10 protein-coding genes and 3 rRNA genes are annotated in these 17583 nt (G+C 64.9%); 8 read left to right on the top strand and 5 right to left on the bottom strand.

Annotation, left to right across the window (positions count from 1 at the left end):
- Positions 1-252 precede the first annotated feature (252 nt).
- A complete protein-coding gene (locus tag BDK92_RS03345; RefSeq protein ID WP_121154471.1) occupies positions 253-933 on the bottom strand; it encodes a winged helix-turn-helix transcriptional regulator in 681 nt (226 codons plus the stop codon).
- Between the two features lie 74 nt (positions 934-1007).
- On the opposite strand from BDK92_RS03345, the gene BDK92_RS03340 reads away from it, so the two are divergent.
- The 5 genes from BDK92_RS03340 to rrf all read left to right on the top strand — a co-directional run bounded on the left by BDK92_RS03340 (position 1008) and on the right by rrf (position 8066).
- Positions 1008-1526: a pyridoxamine 5'-phosphate oxidase family protein gene (locus BDK92_RS03340; protein WP_121154469.1), complete on the top strand. Its 519-nt coding sequence runs from the start codon at positions 1008-1010 to the stop codon at positions 1524-1526.
- Between the two features lie 116 nt (positions 1527-1642).
- Complete coding sequence (locus BDK92_RS03335) at positions 1643-2230, top strand: dihydrofolate reductase family protein (protein WP_121154467.1); 588 nt, start codon at positions 1643-1645, stop codon at positions 2228-2230.
- 643 nt (positions 2231-2873) lie between these two features.
- A 16S ribosomal RNA gene (locus BDK92_RS03330) occupies positions 2874-4389 on the top strand.
- Positions 4390-4761: 372 nt separating this feature from the next.
- Positions 4762-7871, top strand: a 23S ribosomal RNA gene (locus BDK92_RS03325).
- A gap of 78 nt (positions 7872-7949) precedes the next feature.
- Positions 7950-8066, top strand: a 5S ribosomal RNA gene (rrf, locus tag BDK92_RS03320).
- Together the 16S, 23S and 5S rRNA genes form the textbook arrangement of a ribosomal RNA operon.
- 190 nt (positions 8067-8256) lie before the next feature.
- On the opposite strand, the gene BDK92_RS03315 is transcribed toward rrf, so the two are convergent.
- Entirely contained in the window at positions 8257-9201 is a 945-nt protein-coding gene (locus BDK92_RS03315) for a helix-turn-helix domain-containing protein (protein WP_121154465.1), read from the bottom strand.
- 103 nt (positions 9202-9304) lie between these two features.
- Between BDK92_RS03315 and BDK92_RS03310 the strand changes: the two genes are divergently transcribed.
- Positions 9305-10366, top strand: coding sequence for a saccharopine dehydrogenase family protein (locus BDK92_RS03310; RefSeq protein ID WP_121154463.1), 1062 nt, complete (start codon positions 9305-9307; stop codon positions 10364-10366).
- Positions 10367-10485: 119 nt separating this feature from the next.
- Positions 10486-11859, top strand: coding sequence for a BTAD domain-containing putative transcriptional regulator (locus BDK92_RS03305; RefSeq protein WP_121154461.1), 1374 nt, complete (start codon positions 10486-10488; stop codon positions 11857-11859).
- A 46-nt stretch (positions 11860-11905) separates the two neighbouring features.
- On the opposite strand, the gene BDK92_RS03300 is transcribed toward BDK92_RS03305, so the two are convergent.
- The 3 genes from BDK92_RS03300 to BDK92_RS03290 form a co-directional block, all read right to left on the bottom strand.
- Positions 11906-13045, bottom strand: coding sequence for an ABC transporter permease (locus tag BDK92_RS03300; protein ID WP_121154459.1), 1140 nt, complete (start codon positions 13043-13045; stop codon positions 11906-11908).
- A gap of 214 nt (positions 13046-13259) precedes the next feature.
- Positions 13260-14624: a permease prefix domain 1-containing protein gene (locus tag BDK92_RS03295; protein WP_246016765.1), complete on the bottom strand. Its 1365-nt coding sequence runs from the start codon at positions 14622-14624 to the stop codon at positions 13260-13262.
- A gap of 2 nt (positions 14625-14626) precedes the next feature.
- Positions 14627-14995, bottom strand: a complete 369-nt coding sequence (locus BDK92_RS03290; protein WP_121154454.1) for a PadR family transcriptional regulator — start codon at positions 14993-14995, stop codon at positions 14627-14629.
- 587 nt (positions 14996-15582) lie between these two features.
- On the opposite strand from BDK92_RS03290, the gene BDK92_RS03285 reads away from it, so the two are divergent.
- On the top strand, positions 15583-17469 hold the full coding sequence (locus BDK92_RS03285; RefSeq protein WP_211349039.1) for an alpha-galactosidase D: 1887 nt from the start codon (positions 15583-15585) through the stop codon (positions 17467-17469).
- Positions 17470-17583: the final 114 nt, after the last annotated feature.

The raw sequence follows: 17583 nt of genomic DNA, 5'->3' as shown, positions 1-17583 counted from the left end.
AGCAGGTCGATGGTCGTGCGCCGCGAGTCGGGCGGCATCGGCCGAGGTCGCCCACTTGCCGGGCCTCGTCCGCACAGTGGCGGTGGACGAGGCCCGACCGCGGATCAGCAGTAGAGATTGGCTCCGGCAGGCACGCCGAGGATGCCCACGAACTGCTGGTACCTGGTGACACGGCTGACGCCCTGACCGTTCAACGCCACACACCTCGGCGCCGACGAGCCGGCGTACACGTGGCGGTTGGGTCTTCTGGGCTCACGCCCCGGCGGCGGGCTGAGGCGGGGGCGTGAACGGCGCCAGGAGAAGGTCGGTGAGGCGCCGGGTGGCGTGCTTGTCGCCGCTCAGGCGCAGCTTCCCCGAGTCCAGTGCCGCATCCAGGGTGATCTGGTGGTCGCAGACGGCCCGGAGGGTGTCGATGTCGGTGGTCAGCGTCGCATCGGGCCGCCCGGGTGCCGTGTCGCGACGGATCTGAACCGAATCGTCGCCGACTTCGGCGAGGTAGGTGTCGGCGTCGACGTGGAACTCGTACACGCCGCGTAGCTCCGCGGCTTGCGCCGGATCGAAGCCCGCCTTGATGCTGAGCAGCAGGGAGTCGACGCCGAGGGCGCCCTCGGGTAGCGGTGGAGCCTGGCTTCCCCAACGTCCGAGCTGTAGGAGGAGGGGCTCCAGCGCGCGGCCCCAATCGGTGAGCTCGTAGAGGCGGACCCGCGTCGGGGCGCCCATCTCCCGCCGCTGCACCACACCGTGCTCGGTCAACTCGCGTAGCCGCTGGCTGAGCACGTTCGGGCTCACGCCGGGCAGGCCGCCGAGTAGGTCGTTGAAACGCTTCGGGCCGAGCAGGAGGTCCCGCACCACCAGTGCCGCCCACCGCTCTCCGATGACATCCAGTCCGCGCGCCACACCGCACGGGTCCCCATAGCTACGCAGGCCGCTCATGACCTCAGGATACCCAGATCCTAATTCAGGAGTTGTGCTTGTTCTATAGGAGTGAATGCCTTAGCGTGACGTGCATGAGCCTTTCCAACAGCCAAGCGGCGAGCCCGAGGCAGGGCGACGTGACGCTGCTGAACAGCCCCGTGGCGCAGCGTCTGCTCGCCGCACCGCTGCTGGCGCGCCTGGCCTACAGCGGGTACGACGGCACGCCGCGCTTGATCCCGATGAACTTCCTCTGGACCGGTGAAGAGGTGGTCGTCGGCGCGTTCGCCGGCACGTACAAGATTCGCGACCTGCGGGCCCGGCCAGACGTGGCCATCTCCATCGATACCGCCGACCGGCCTCCGCAGGTGCTCATGCTGCGCGGGAGGGTCACCCTGGCCGAGGTCGAGGGCATCCTGCCCGAGTACGCCGAGATGCAGCGTGCGGGGATGGGTGACGAGGCGGGCAACGCCTACCTGGAGGCGATCGACAAGCCCGGCCTGCGGATGGTGCGGATCGGTCTGCGCCCCACCTGGGTCGGAGTCCTCGACTTCCAGGAGCGGTTCCCGGAGCTGACACCCGAACCTGTCCGGGCCGCCTTCGGTGGACGGTAGCCGGTACAGCAGGGCCTGGTCGGTGGAGGGCCTGGTCGGCAGGGGGCAACCGCCCGGGTCGAGCGGTGGATCCACCAGGGCGCAGAGGATCAACACACCATGACGGAGGACCAGAGATGCGCAAGATTGTCGTTTCGATGTGGATCAGCCTTGACGGCTATGTTGCCGGCCCCCGGGACGAGATGGACTGGCTGCTGATCGACGAGCAGGTTCAGAGGTACGAGCAGGACCTGGTGGAGAACGCCGGCAGTCTGATGCTGGGTCGGATCACGCACGCCGATTTTGCCGGCTACTGGCCGCAGGCCGCCGGGAACCCTGACGAACCTGACGAGGTGAGGAGGTACGCCCGACGGGTCGACGACCTGGAAAAGATCGTCGTGTCCGCTTCCGGGAATACCGCACCGTGGCGGAACACCCGCAGACTCGAGCGCATCGACCCCGGCGAGATCGGTGAGATCAAACGTGGTTCCGGCGGGAACGTCGTGATCTACGGCAGCCTCGGAGTGATCCGATCCCTCGTCGATCTCCGACTCGTCGACGAGTTCCATCTCCTGGTCCATCCTCTCTTCCTTTGCCGGGGCAAGGCCCTCTTCGACGGCAACCAACCGCCCGTACGGCTGGGGCTGCTCTCCGCCGAGCCCTTCGCCTCCGGAGTCGTCCTCATGAAGTACCGCCCCATCGACGACACCCCCACCGTGTCCTGAGTCCTGCTCGGCGAGCGGAGGCGTACGGAGTGGCGTTCAAGCCGGCCCGTGCAGGCCGGCGGTCCGACGACCATCGCCGCCGGGGCATCGTCCGCTGCCCGATGGCGGCCTCGACCCCACGCCCGCGACTTTGTCCGGCCTTCGGTTCGAAACCCAGTTGCGTTGATCGATTTGGAGTTGATCCGGTCATCCGGTAACTTTTTCGGAGTCAGCGGGGCACCGGACAAGATCCACTGGGAAACACCGGGGGATACGGACGGCCTGCGAATCCTCTTGATCGGGCATGGTGTAGGTTGCTGTGTGCGTTAGGGAGGGCCCGGTTGTGGTTTGAATCGGGTGGTGATGACAAACCGGGAAACACCGGTTTGACTCGGCGGAAACGACCGGGTAGCGTAGTAAAAGCGCCGGGCGGGAACGCCGGGTGTGAATGGAAGTGGGAATAGAAGCCCCGGGTTGTGGGCCCCTTGGTTGGGGTTTGTGGTCTGGTGTGTGGTTGTTCTTTGAGAACTCAACAGGGTGCTTGATAAGCCAGTGCCAATTATGATTTATACCCGGGCCGGCTTGCCTTTCTTTCGGGATTGGTTTGTTGGTTTGGATTCCTTTGGCAACTTTTTTGTTGCCGGGACATTTTTTCCACAGATTTTTGTTGGAGAGTTTGATCCTGGCTCAGGACGAACGCTGGCGGCGTGCTTAACACATGCAAGTCGAGCGGAAAGGCCCTTCGGGGTACTCGAGCGGCGAACGGGTGAGTAACACGTGAGTAACCTGCCCTAGGCTTTGGGATAACCCTCGGAAACGGGGGCTAATACCGAATATGACTTCTGGCCGCATGGCTGGGGGTGGAAAGTTTTTTCGGCTTGGGATGGACTCGCGGCCTATCAGCTTGTTGGTGGGGTAATGGCCTACCAAGGCGACGACGGGTAGCCGGCCTGAGAGGGCGACCGGCCACACTGGGACTGAGACACGGCCCAGACTCCTACGGGAGGCAGCAGTGGGGAATATTGCACAATGGGCGGAAGCCTGATGCAGCGACGCCGCGTGAGGGATGACGGCCTTCGGGTTGTAAACCTCTTTCAGCAGGGACGAAGCGAGAGTGACGGTACCTGCAGAAGAAGCACCGGCCAACTACGTGCCAGCAGCCGCGGTAAGACGTAGGGTGCGAGCGTTGTCCGGATTTATTGGGCGTAAAGAGCTCGTAGGCGGCTTGTCGCGTCGACTGTGAAATCCCGCGGCTCAACTGCGGGCTTGCAGCCGATACGGGCAGGCTAGAGTTCGGTAGGGGAGACTGGAATTCCTGGTGTAGCGGTGAAATGCGCAGATATCAGGAGGAACACCGGTGGCGAAGGCGGGTCTCTGGGCCGATACTGACGCTGAGGAGCGAAAGCGTGGGGAGCGAACAGGATTAGATACCCTGGTAGTCCACGCTGTAAACGTTGGGCGCTAGGTGTGGGGGACCTCTCCGGTTCTCTGTGCCGCAGCTAACGCATTAAGCGCCCCGCCTGGGGAGTACGGCCGCAAGGCTAAAACTCAAAGGAATTGACGGGGGCCCGCACAAGCGGCGGAGCATGCGGATTAATTCGATGCAACGCGAAGAACCTTACCTGGGTTTGACATGGGCGGAAATCCGGCAGAGATGTCGGGTCCTTCGGGGCCGTTCACAGGTGGTGCATGGCTGTCGTCAGCTCGTGTCGTGAGATGTTGGGTTAAGTCCCGCAACGAGCGCAACCCTCGTTCGATGTTGCCAGCGCGTTATGGCGGGGACTCATCGAAGACTGCCGGGGTCAACTCGGAGGAAGGTGGGGATGACGTCAAGTCATCATGCCCCTTATGTCCAGGGCTTCACGCATGCTACAATGGCCGGTACAATGGGCTGCGATACCGTGAGGTGGAGCGAATCCCAAAAAGCCGGTCTCAGTTCGGATCGGGGTCTGCAACTCGACCCCGTGAAGTCGGAGTCGCTAGTAATCGCAGATCAGCAACGCTGCGGTGAATACGTTCCCGGGCCTTGTACACACCGCCCGTCACGTCACGAAAGTCGGCAACACCCGAAGCCGGTGGCCCAACCCTTGTGGAGGGAGCCGTCGAAGGTGGGGCTGGCGATTGGGACGAAGTCGTAACAAGGTAGCCGTACCGGAAGGTGCGGCTGGATCACCTCCTTTCTAAGGAGCACCTGCCCGCGAAAGTGGGTTAGGAGCCCGCATCATCCGAATGTGGTGGTGGGGTGCTCGATGGCGGAGACACTGGTGAGTTTGTTGCCGGCAACGGCCATTCGACTGCTAGTACAGCTGCGATCCTTTGGGGTTGTGGTGGGAACGTGTGTTGGTGGTGCGGCTGGTGGTGGATGATGAGCACCCTGTTGGGTCCTGAAGGAACAAACACGTGTGTTTGTTGTTTCGGGTTGCCAGGCATGGCCTGTCATCGCAAACGGATCTCCGGAGCCAGGTTTTCTGGTGGTGGGGTTTGGTGTGGTGGTTGTGGGTTGTGGGTTGGTCGTTTGTTGAGAATTGCACAGTGGACGCGAGCATCTTTGTGGTCAAGTTGTCAAGGGCGAACGGTGGATGCCTTGGCACCAGGAGCCGATGAAGGACGTGGGAGGCCGCGATAGGCCTGGGGGAGCTGTCAACCAAGCTGTGATCCCAGGGTGTCCGAATGGGGGAACCCGGCAGCAGTCATGTGCTGTCACCTGCACCTGAACACATAGGGTGTATGGAGGGAACGCGGGGAAGTGAAACATCTCAGTACCCGTAGGAAGAGAAAACAAAATGTGATTCCGTGAGTAGTGGCGAGCGAAAGCGGATTGAGGCTAAACCGGCTGCGTGTGATACCTGTCAGGGGTTGCGTGGTTGGGGTTGTGGGACTCTGCTGATTCAACTGACATTGGGTCGAGAAGTTATAAAACCAGTTGCTAGCCGAATGGTGTGGGAAAGCCAACCGTAGACGGTGAGAGTCCGGTAGGTGAAAGTGGCTGGTCTTCTGTGGATGTTCCCGAGTAGCGGCGGACCCCTGTAATCTGCCGTGAATCTGCCAGGACCACCTGGTAAGCCTAAATACTTCCTGGTGACCGATAGCGGACAAGTACCGTGAGGGAATGGTGAAAAGTACCCCGGGAGGGGAGTGAAATAGTACCTGAAACCGTTCGCCTACAATCCGTCGGAGCCTTTAGGGGTGACGGCGTGCCTTTTGAAGAATGAGCCTGCGAGTTAGTGGCATGTGGCGAGGTTAACCCGTGTGGGGTAGCCGTAGCGAAAGCGAGTCTGAATAGGGCGTTCAGTCGCGTGTCCTAGACCCGAAGCGGAGTGATCTAGCCATGGGCAGGCTGAAGCGTGGGTAAGACCGCGTGGAGGGCCGAACCCACCAACGTTGAAAAGTTGGGGGATGACCTGTGGTTAGGGGTGAAAGGCCAATCAAACTCCGTGATAGCTGGTTCTCCCCGAAATGCATTTAGGTGCAGCGTCGCGTGTTTCTTGCCGGAGGTAGAGCACTGGATGGTCTAGGGGGCCCACAAGCTTACCGAAATCAGCCAAACTCCGAATGCCGGTAAGTGAGAGCGCGGCAGTGAGACTGCGGGGGATAAGCTTCGTAGTCGAGAGGGAAACAGCCCAGATCACCAGCTAAGGCCCCTAAGCGTGTGCTAAGTGGAAAAGGATGTGGGGTCGCATAGACAACCAGGAGGTTGGCTTAGAAGCAGCCACCCTTTAAAGAGTGCGTAATAGCTCACTGGTCAAGTGGTTCCGCGCCGACAATGTAGCGGGGCTCAAGTACACCGCCGAAGCTGTGGCATTCACATGTGACTTCGCATGCTCCTTTTGGGGTGTGTGCAGGTGTGTGGATGGGTAGGGGAGCGTCGTGCCGCGGGTGAAGCAGCGGAGTGATCCAGTTGTGGACGCGGCACGAGTGAGAATGCAGGCATGAGTAGCGAAAGAAGGGTGAGAAACCCTTCCGCCGGATGACCAAGGGTTCCAGGGCCAGGCTAATCCGCCCTGGGTGAGTCGGGACCTAAGGCGAGGCCGAGAGGCGTAGTCGATGGACAACGGGTTGATATTCCCGTACCCGCGAAAGAGCGTCCGTGGTGAACCTCATTGTGCTAACCATTTGATGTCGTTGATGCCTTCGGGTTGATGCGGTTGATTCTGGGAACCTGGTGGGTAGTAGTCAAGCGATGGGGTGACGCAGGAAGGTAGCTGAGCCCGGCCGGTGGTTGTGCCGGGGTAAGCGTGTAGGCCGTGTCGTAGGCAAATCCGCGACGCATGTGGCTGAGACGTGATGCCGAGCCGATTCAGGTGAAGTCAGTGATCCTATGCTGCCGAGAAAAGCCTCTAGCGAGTTCTTAGCGGCCCGTACCCCAAACCGACACAGGTGGTCAGGTAGAGAATACCGAGGCGATCGGGCGAACTGTGGTTAAGGAACTCGGCAAATTGCCCCCGTAACTTAGGGAGAAGGGGGGCCGGAGACGTGAAGCCCCTTGCGGGTGGAGCGTTGTATGGCCGCAGAGAGCAGGGGGAAGCGACTGTTTACTAAAAACACAGGTCCATGCGAAGAAGTAATTCGATGTATATGGACTGACGCCTGCCCGGTGCTGGAACGTTAAGGGGACCGGTTAGCTCTTTCGGGGGCGAAGCTGAGAACTTAAGCGCCAGTAAACGGCGGTGGTAACTATAACCATCCTAAGGTAGCGAAATTCCTTGTCGGGTAAGTTCCGACCTGCACGAATGGCGTAACGACTTCCCCACTGTCTCAACCACAGGCCCGGCGAAATTGCATTACGAGTAAAGATGCTCGTTACGCGCGGCAGGACGGAAAGACCCCGGGACCTTTACTATAGCTTGACATTGGTACTCGAATTAGCTTGTGTAGGATAGGTGGGAGCCGGTGAAGTCCATACGCCAGTATGGGTGGAGGCAATCTTGAAATACCACTCTGGTTGATTTGGGTATCTAACTTCGGACCGTGATCCGGTTCAGGGACAGTGTCTGGTGGGTAGTTTAACTGGGGCGGTTGCCTCCTAAAATGTAACGGAGGCGCCCAAAGGTTCCCTCAGCCTGGTTGGCAATCAGGTGTTGAGTGCAAGTACACAAGGGAGCTTGACTGTGAGACTGACAGGTCGAGCAGGGACGAAAGTCGGGACTAGTGATCCGGCACTTGCGAGTGGAAGCGGTGTCGCTCAACGGATAAAAGGTACCCCGGGGATAACAGGCTGATCTTCCCCAAGAGTCCATATCGACGGGATGGTTTGGCACCTCGATGTCGGCTCGTCGCATCCTGGGGCTGTAGCAGGTCCCAAGGGTTGGGCTGTTCGCCCATTAAAGCGGTACGCGAGCTGGGTTTAGAACGTCGTGAGACAGTTCGGTCCCTATCCGCCGTGCGCGTAGGATACTTGAGAAGGGCTGTCCCTAGTACGAGAGGACCGGGACGGACGAACCTCTGGTGTGCCAGTTGTCCCGCCAGGGGCACGGCTGGTTGGCTACGTTCGGAAGGGATAACCGCTGAAAGCATCTAAGCGGGAAGCTCGCTTCAAGATGAGGTATCCCACCCATGCAAATGGGGTAAGGCCCCCAGCTAGACTACTGGGTTGATAGGCCGGAGATGTAAGCTCGGTAACGGGTTGAGTTGACCGGTACTAATAGGCCGAGGACTTGATTACTAAGGTGCTACGCGTCCACTGTGTGATTCCCGACAAGCGAACAAGACCCTGTTGGGTTGTTTGTTAAGTCGATAGTGTTACGGCGGTTATAGCGGTGGGGAAACGCCCGGTTACATTCCGAACCCGGAAGCTAAGCCCTCCAGCGCCGATGGTACTGCACTCGGGAGGGTGTGGGAGAGTAGGACGCCGCCGGACAATTTTCTAGTTTGGGCCACCCCTTTACGGGGTGGCCCAAACTTGTTTCACCCCCAAACGCGTAAGGGCGGCGTGTCGAGGTCGTACCCGGTCCAGGTTCCGGGTGCTGCGGAGGCTCGCCGCCGAGGGCCGGCAATTGCGACGCCGCAAAGCTGTCAGGCCGCCGACGGGATGGTGGTCACGATTCTGATTAGGGCCGGTCGCTGCGGAAGGTGCGACGGTAGGCGTCCGGAGGGACACCGACGGTGCGGTTGAATTGTCGGCGCAGCGTCGTGGCGGTGCCCATGCCGGCCGCCCGAGCGATGGCGTCGATGCTGTTGTCGGTCTTCTCCAGCAGCTCCTGAGCTCGGCGGATCCGTTGCGTTGACAGCCACCGCAGCGGCGAGGTGCCCGTTGCCGACTTGAAGTGGCGGGCCAGGTTGCGTGAGCTCATATTCGCCTGGCGAGCCAGGTCCTCCACGGTCAGCGGACGGTCGAGCCGTTCCATCGCCCATGGAAACAGGTTGGCAAGGGGATGGTCGTCGTGGGCGGGCACCGGAGTGGTGACGAACTGGGCCTGGCCACCGGCGCGATGCGGAGGCACTACCAGGCGGCGGGCGACGGCGTTGGCGACCGTCGAGCCGTGGTCGCGGCGGATGAGGTGCAGGCACAGGTCGATCGCGGCGGCTTTGCCGGCAGAGGCGAGTACGTTGCCGTTGTCGACATAGAGCACGTCCGGCTCGACCGTCACCCGGGGATAGCGGGCGGCTAGCGCCTCGGTGTGCGCCCAGTGCGTGGTCGCGCGCAGCCCGTCCAGCACCCCGGCGGCGGCCAGCACAAACGCACCGGTGCACAGCGAGACCATCCGAGCGCCCGCCTCGTGGGCCGCGCGGACGGCGTCAAGCAGGTCGGGTGGTACGTCCGCGTCGATGTCTTCCACGGCAGGGACGATCACGGTGTCGGCGCGAGCGAGCCGGTCCAATCCGTTGTCAGGTTCCAGCTGGAATCTGCCGATCCGAACCGGGCCCGGGCCGCAGACCACGAGGTCGTACCACGGGTCTGCCAGGCCGGAGGGATCGCGGACGAAGATCTCGGCGGCCATGGCGAGCTCGAAGTGCAGCATCCCGTCGATGGCGGCGAGCGCGATTGTGGCCATGTCCGAAATTGTATGGGGCATGGCGTTCCAGACACTATTCCCGCTCGGCCGCTGCTGACACGATCTCTTCAGCCGATCTTTCGAGGAGCGGGAGGAACTGCGGATGAGTTCGGGGCAGACTGTGGCGGTGTTCGGCGCGTACGGACACACTGGGCGGTTCGTGGTGACGCAGTTGCGCGTGTGCGGGTTTGTACCGCTTCTCCTCGGTCGTGACGAGGGCAAGCTCCGGGCGTTGGCGGCATCGCATCCGGGGCTCGAATACCGGGTGGCGTCGGTCGACGAGCCAGCCTCGCTCGACCAGGCACTCAAGGGCGCCGCCGCGATCGTCAACTGTGCCGGGCCGTTCGCCTCGACCGCAGCCCCGGTGATCGAGGCTGCCCTGCGCGCCGGGGTCCCGTACGTGGACGTGGCGGCCGAGATCGAGGCCAACCTCGACACGTTCGCGCGCTTCACCGACCGCGCTCAGGCCGCGGGCGTCGCGGTGGTCCCGGCGATGGCCTTCTTCGGCGGACTCGGCGACCTGCTGGTCACGACGGCAATGGGCGATTGGACGGCGGCCGACGAGGCGCACGTCGCGTACGGACTCAGCAGTTGGCACCCCACGGCGGGGACCCTCGCCTCCGGCACCGTCTCCCGGGAACGGCGCGATGGCCGACGTGTCCGCTACACCGGTGGCCGGCTGGAGTATCACCTCGACGAGAGCGCCCTGCCGACCCTGGAATGGGATTTCCCCGCTCCGACGGGTCGCCGGACCGTACTCGGCGAGTTCACGATGGCCGACGTCGTCACCGTTCCCAGTCACCTGTCCATCCCCGAGGTGCGCACGTACATGACCGCCGGCGCGGCCAAGGACCTGACCGCTCCAGACACACCCGCACCGACCGCGGTCGACGAGCTTGGCCGGTCAGCGCAGACGTTCACCGTCGATGTCATCGTGCGCTCGGGTGACAGGCGACGACGTGTCGTCGCCAGCGGTCAGGACATCTACGCCATCAGCGCGCCGCTGGCGGTCGAGGCGGTCCATCGCATTCTCGCCAGTCGGACGAGGACGAGCGGGGTCGCCTCCGCCGGAAAGATCTTCGACGCGCCCGACTTCCTCCGCGCGCTGTCCGCGTACATCTCGCTCGAACCGTGCCACGAGTCCCGGGCGCCACAGATCGTCTGATCGCCGACCATGGGTATCCACCCGCCGCGGTGACCGTGTGCCGACCGTCGGGGGCGGCGTCCCACTGATGACGGCTCTGGGAGGGCAACCGTCGGCCGGGCCCAGGTGGTCAGTCTGTTATGGAATTCCGACTGCTCGGACCTTTCGAGGCCCGCCAGGATGGTCACGTCGTAGAGGTCGGCAGCCGGCGCCAGGAGCGGTGCGTCCTCGCGCTCCTCCTGCTCGACGTGGGCCGTCTGGTCACCACCGACCGGCTCATCGAGCTGCTCTGGAACGGTCACCCACCAGGCTCGTCGCGTGGCGCGATCCACACGTACATCGGCCGGCTGCGCGCGTCGCTGGTGCCGTACGGGGTGCGGATCAGTACCCGGGGGGACGGGTACGTGCTGGAGGGGGAGGGGCACCGGGTGGACGTCGAGGAGTTCGACCGGCTCGTGTCCCAGGCGGGCGTGGTCACCGATCCCACCGAACGGGTACGTCTGCTCGACCGGGCGCTGGCCCTCTGGCGTGGTCCGCTGCTTGCCGATACCGCCGAGGATGAACTGCGGGAACGGCTGTGCGGTCCGCTCGACGAACTCCGACTCACCGGCATCGAACTGCGAGCCGAGGCACAGCTCGCACTGGGGATGCACACTCAGGTGGTCGGTGACCTGACCTCGCTGGTCAGGCAGTTCCCGATCCGGGAACAGCTCGTTGCCACGCTCATGACCGCCCTGTACCGGGGTGCCCGGCAAGCCGACGCGTTACTGCTCTACCAGGTGACCCGGCGCCGGCTGGTGGACGACATCGGAGTCGAGCCGGGGGCGAAGCTGCGCGAGGTGCACCGGCGGATCCTTCGTGCGGACCATCGACTCGACCGGCCAGGTCAGCCCGTGTACGAGGTGCGGGTGCGTGACGAGGTTCTGCCGTGGAACGTCGGGGGTCATCCGGCCTTGGAGTTCTGCAACACCCTCGCCGGCTGGGGACAGGATCCGCCGTTGCCTGGTTCGGAATGGCTGCGTGGTTACCGCACCCTGGCGGTGTGGACGGGGTACGTGGGACTCGTCGACGACGTCGCGGTGAGCCGACTCGTGGCGCTCGCCCGGCGTGACCCCGATCGGGCCGCCGCTGTGCTCGACGAGGCCCGGGTGCTGCGTACCAGGTTGTATGCCTGCCTGACCGACCAGGGTGACCGGCGGGCGTTCGACGCCGTGGCGCGGTTCGCGGAGGCGGCCGCGAAGACGCTCGTGTTCAGCCGCGACGTGGACGGCGGTGGACGGTGGCGGCCGAACCTCGCGGCCGGCCTTCGGGTGCCGGTGCACGCGGTGGCGTGGAGCGCGGCCGAGTTGCTGGGTGACCCGCGTCGGCTCACCGTCCGGGCCTGCCCCGACCGCCGGTGTGGCTGGCTCTTCCTGGACGAGACCGGGTTGCGCCGCTGGTGCAGTCTCGCCGCCTGCGGCCGATCGGCGGCCGAGACCCCTTGTCGAACCGTTGCACGCCAGCGCGCCCGCTGAACGGAATCGCCTGCCCGGCCAACCAGCCCGGGCAGGCGATCCGGTGTCAGACGAGCTGGCCCCGGTCCACGGCCCAGTTGGCCCCATCGCCGCTGGTGGCCTCCGCCCGGGCGGGGAGTGGCGACTCCACGACGGCGCCGCGCCGGGCGTGGAGCATCGAGGCCGCGACGGCGGCGATGATGCCCAGTACGGCGTAGCCGGCGAGAACCCACACGGACTGGGCGATGGCGTGACCGGAGAAGTAGACGGTGTTGCGTACGGCGGTGGTGGCGGCGCCGGGTGGCAGCCAGGACCCGATCGTGCTCCAGAAGGGAGGCAGCAGGGTGCTGGGGTAGGCGCCGCCGGCGCTGGGGTTGCCGAGGACAACGAAGAGCGTGACGGTCAGGCCGATGCCGAGGATGCCCAGCAGGGTTTGGAAGGCGACGGTGGTGGCGGCGGCCGCGAAGACGACGAGGGCACCCAGTGCCCACAGTTGGGTGAAGTCACCGGGCAGGGCTCCCAGGACCGGGCCGGCGATGACGGCGCCGCCCAGGCCCGAGGCGATGGCGTACAACGCGAGGGTGGTCAGGCGGACGACAGTGCGGTGCGAGTTGGCCGGGCGGGCTCCGGCGGCCATGCCGAGGATGGCGGCGGCGAGGTAACCGCCGACGATCCAGCCGAGGACCAGGTAGAAGGAGGACAACCCGCGACCGTCGCCGGCGGCGGGCGGGCGGATGTCGTCGACGCTCAACTCGCGGTGCCGTTGGGTCTCGACGGTCTGGGCGATCTGCTGGACGACGGCGGAGACCGCGGGCCCGCCGGCGGACGCGACCAGGAGCGTGTCGGTGGTGCCCCGGGTGTCGACGATGACGGCCGCGTCGACGGTGCGGTCGAGGATGAGGGCGCGGGCCTCCGGTGCGCTCGTCGCGGCACGGACCAGGACGGGTTCGTCGGTCACGGCGTTGAGCTGGGCGATGAGCTGGTCGGACACCTGGGCGGGCGCGACGACCGCCACGGGTATGTGGTGGGGCTTGGGGGCGTGGAAGGCGCCGATGTAGGACAGGACGAATCCCAGCTGCACCGCCAGGACGGCGACGACCAGCGAGATGGTCCGCAGGCTGACGGCATCGCGCAGTTCCGCGACGAACCCTGTTCGCCAGGTGGCGGGCGTGGGGTCCTGGGTGGGACCGGCAGCTGGTGTGGTCATGGGGCGTCCTTCGTCGTTCGGCGGCAGAGGACCGGAGAGCGCGGCCCATCTGGCGATACGGTACGTATCGTTTCGGTCGACGAGGAACGTAGCACACCCCGATCGGCAAATGAAACGGTACGTATCGTTCTGGTGCGCCAGTGGCCCCTGCGGTCGATGCCGACGGCCCGCCCACCCCGCCGGTAGTGGGCAGGGGGAGCGGGCCGGATCCGGCTCAGGCGAAGTTGAACAGGGGTGGGAAGGCGAGAACGACTGCCCAGGCCCAGGCGGCGTACACGACCACGTAGCGGGTCTGCCAGTTCTCCAGGCGGGCGAAGGGCATCCGGCCACGTACGAAGCCGAGGAACAGCCATGCCGTCCACGCCAGGTTCGTGAGCAGGATGACGTTCTCGCCCAGCGCCGCGGTCTTGTTGGGGCTGAAGCCCCATTCGGTGATCCGACCGGTGATCGCCACCAGCACGATGACGTCGATGATCAGAGCGCTGACGACGAGCGCGAGCTGCAAGCGGTCGAAGAGGTTGGACCGGGCCGCGAAGTCACGGGCGGAGATGGCGTACAACAGCAGACCCAGCACGACCACGAGCAGCAGGTCGAAGAGGATGAGCACATCGCGCTCGACGTTGATGCCGTTGTTGGTCCAGATGAACGCGATCAGGAAGGCCAGCAGGGTGGCCGCGAAGAGCGGGGTGAAGACCCGGGTCAGTACCGGCGCCATGTTCTCGATGACGCTCTGCTTGGCCTCCACCAGCCACGCCGACACGATGATCGCGGCCATGCCGCCGCACGGCAGCAGCCACGACTGGACGAATCCCTCGGCGTTGAGGCCGATGGCCCTGAAGGTGCCCATCGTGAAGGCCATGAGCACGCCGCCACCCAGCCCGATGAGGGTGAGGTAGATCAGCCACTCCCCGGTGAACCGGATGAAGTCCATCCGCCGCCGCTCTGAACGCCAGTCGCCGCCGACGTAGGCGACACCGACGACCAACCAGAGCGCGAGCGGCAGGTGGATCGCGGTGAGCACGGTGGTGTGCGAGTCGTTGTCGAGCGGATAGGCGTTCGCGGCGACCGCGCCGAGAATGAACAGCAGCGCGAGTATCCCGATGACCTGAGTGCCGACCCGGCGTTGCCAGGCGAAGTACGCGGCCAGCGCCGGCAGCGCGAAAAGGCTGAGGTTTCGCGCGTAGAAGCCGAAGTCGTCGTCTGACATGTCCAGCCCGAACCAGCCCGGGATCTTGATCGCGAGCGCCGCGATGGCCGCGCAGAGCACCATGACGGGCAGTTCGCGACGGGTACGGGCGGCGGTCGGCGCGTCCGGCTCCCCGGGAAGTACGAGCTGCTTCCACAGCCGCTCGGAATGCTCGCGGGCGAACTCCCGCGACAGTTCGTCGAGGCTGCCCATGCGCTTCACGGCGATGAGGAACGCCTCGTCGGTGTGCAGGCCCGACTCGGTCAGATCGGTGATCCGCCCGCGGAGATGGTCCTCCAGCTCCTCGGTGTCGGTGCGGTGCAACTCCCGGCGGCGGTGCATGTAGGCCCGCCACTCCGCGATCTGGCCCTCCAGGTCGCTGTTGACGGTCATCGTCACGCCTCCCATGCCGGCGTCATGATCGGCTTGATGGACTGGGTCGTGCTCCAGACGCCCCGCAGGGCATCGACGACCGCAGCCCACTGGCGGCGCTGCTCGGCAAGCTCGGCCCGGCCCTGGTCGGTGATGCGGTAGTACTTGCGCCGGCGTCCCTCGGGCGGGGTCTCCCACGCCGACTCGACGTGACCGAGCCGCTCCAGGCGGTGCAGCAGCGGGTAGAGCAGACCCTCGGTCCACTCCAGTTGCCCGCCCGACAATTCATTGACCTGCTTGAGGATCGCGTATCCATAGCTGTCGCCTTCGGCGAGGATCCCCAGCACGAGCGGCGTCGCCGAGGCCGCGACGAGGTCCTTGGTGATGTGCATGTGACCTCCTAACCCTAGAACTGCAATGCATAGTAGTTCTAGGTATCGCGATCGCGCAATCCCGACCGCCGAGGCCTACGGCGTGCGGTCGGTCATCGACCGGTAGTGCCGGCGACGGGCGGCAGGTTCGTGTGCCCAAGCTCCACGAGTCGCTGGATTGAGCAGCTGTTATCGATGCCCGCCCTCGATGTCGCCGGTTGGGTGGGGCGATCGCGGGCATGGCCGCCGAGGTGAGCGGGGCGGGGTGAGCTGGACCGCGCCCGACAACGGTGACCCGGCCGGTCGACCCTCCGGCGTGCGTCGTGCGGCGCCGGGGGTCGACGTCGCGGACCGGGTCTGACGTCCACACAGGAATTCCCGTGGCGGGTGCCGTGGGTGGTGCTGACCGTGCGGGTGGATCCGTAGCTGCCGTCGACAGTAGGGCGGCTCTCGAACCAAATCAATACTTGACGAAGTTAATTATTGTCCTAGGATTTCGGCCATGTTTCCCGAGAGCGATCGCTGTTCCCTGACTCTCGGCGTCACCCGGCCCCAGCCGGTCCCGTAACGCGACCGCCACCACCCACCGCGTCAGCAGGAGGTTGACAGTGCAGTCACCGACGACAACAGGTAAACCGCCCCGAACCAGTACCGGCCGGCACCGGGCCCGAACCGGCGTCGCCATCCTGGCCGCCACGCTCGCCGCGACCCTCGGTGCGGGCGCCGTGCCGGCTCAGGCCGCCGCCGGCCCGAGGCCGGATCCAGTGTCGGGCGGTACGGCGTCGATGGTGTCCACCGTGGCCCCGTCCGCCACCGCCGACCTCGCCGCCCGTCCCTACCTGGGCTGGAGCAGTTGGAGCATGCAGACCTCCAAGTACCCGGGTCTGAACCCCGACGGCGACTACAGCTACCTCACCGAGGCGAACGTGCTGAAGCAGGCGGACGCGCTCGCCGCCAGGTTGAAGCAGTACGGCTACGAGTACGTCAACATCGACGCCGGCTGGTGGCGTGACAACAACTGGACGCCGGAGTTCGACCAGTACGCCCGGCAGACGCCCGACCCGGTGCGGTTCCCACGTGGCATGAAGGCCGTCGCCGACCACATCCACGCCAAGGGCCTGAAGGCCGGCATCTACCTGCCCGTGGGCCTGGAAAAGGAGGCGTACGGCAACGGGGTGACACCGATCTGGAACGCGCCCGGCTGCACCACCGCCGACATCGTCTACCCGGACCTGCGCACCACCAACGGCTGGGACAGCGCCTACAAGCTGAACTTCGACAACGCCTGCGCGCGCAAGTACATCGACTCGCAGGCGCAGATGTTCGCCGACTGGGGATACGACTTCCTCAAGCTCGACGGCGTCGGCCCCGGCTCGTTCAAGTCCGGTGACAACTACAACAACGTCGCCGACGTGGCCGCCTGGCACGACGCCATCGCCGCCACCGGCCGACCGATCCACCTCGAACTCTCCTGGTCGCTGGACATCAACCACGCGGCCGACTGGAAGAGGTACTCCAACGGTTGGCGGATCGACACCGACGTCGAGTGCTACTGCAACACCCTGGTCAGCTGGGAGAACTCGGTTGACGACCGGTTCGACGACGCACCGGCCTGGAGCCGCAAGGCCGGCCCCGGCGGCTGGAACGACTTCGACGCCCTCAATGTGGGCAACGGGGCGATGGACGGCCTCACCAAGGCCGAACGCCAGACGTACATGACCTTGTGGGCCATCTCGAAGTCGCCCCTCTACACCGGTGACGACCTCACCGGTCTAGACGACTACGGGCTGTCCCTGCTGACCAACCGCGAGGTCATCGCGATCGACCAGAACGGAGCCGCCCCGGCCCGGCCGGTCACCCCGGTCGGCGACCAACAGGTCTGGGCCGCGAAGAACCCGGACGGCAGTTGGACCGTCGCCCTGTTCAACCTCGGCGAGGCGCCCGCCTCCGTCACCGCCCACTGGGCGTCGCTGGGGTTCACCGGAAACGCATCGGTCCGTGACCTGTGGAACAAGAAGAACCTCGGGACGTACAAGAACAAGATCGCCGAGGCGTTGCCCGCGCACGGTTCACGGCTGTTCACCGTCCGACCCGGCGGCACCACGCTGGTCACCACGAGCTACGAGGCGGAGTCGACGGCCAACACCCTCACCGGCAACGCCTCCGTCGGCGGATGTGACGCCTGCTCCGGCGGCAACAAGGTCGGCAACCTCTACGTCGGTGGGAAACTGCAGTTCAACGACGTTACCGTGGCCAAGGACGGGATCTACACCATCAACGTCGCCTACGTCAGCGGTGACCCGCGCTCGGCAACCGTCTACTCCAACAGCGGCAACGGGACCAGCCTGAAGTTCCCCTCCACCGGCGACTGGGGCACGGTCGAGACCGTCAGCGTCCAGCTGGCTCTGAAGGCGGGCACCAACACCGTCACCTTCGACAGCGGCACCTGGTACGCACCCGACATCGACAAGATCGACGTGCCTCGGACCCTCTGACGTACCCGTGGGGCCCGGTGTGTGAGCCGGGCCCCACGTTCGGGCATCGTCCCGCGACGGCCCCGACCGCCGTACCCCTACGAGCGACCCACCGACCAGGCACCCGACCCTCCA

Source organism: Micromonospora pisi (assembly GCF_003633685.1).
Classification (GTDB): domain Bacteria; phylum Actinomycetota; class Actinomycetes; order Mycobacteriales; family Micromonosporaceae; genus Micromonospora_G; species Micromonospora_G pisi.
Note: the sequence above shows the minus strand (reverse complement) of the source record. Positions and strands in the feature narration are given on the sequence as shown.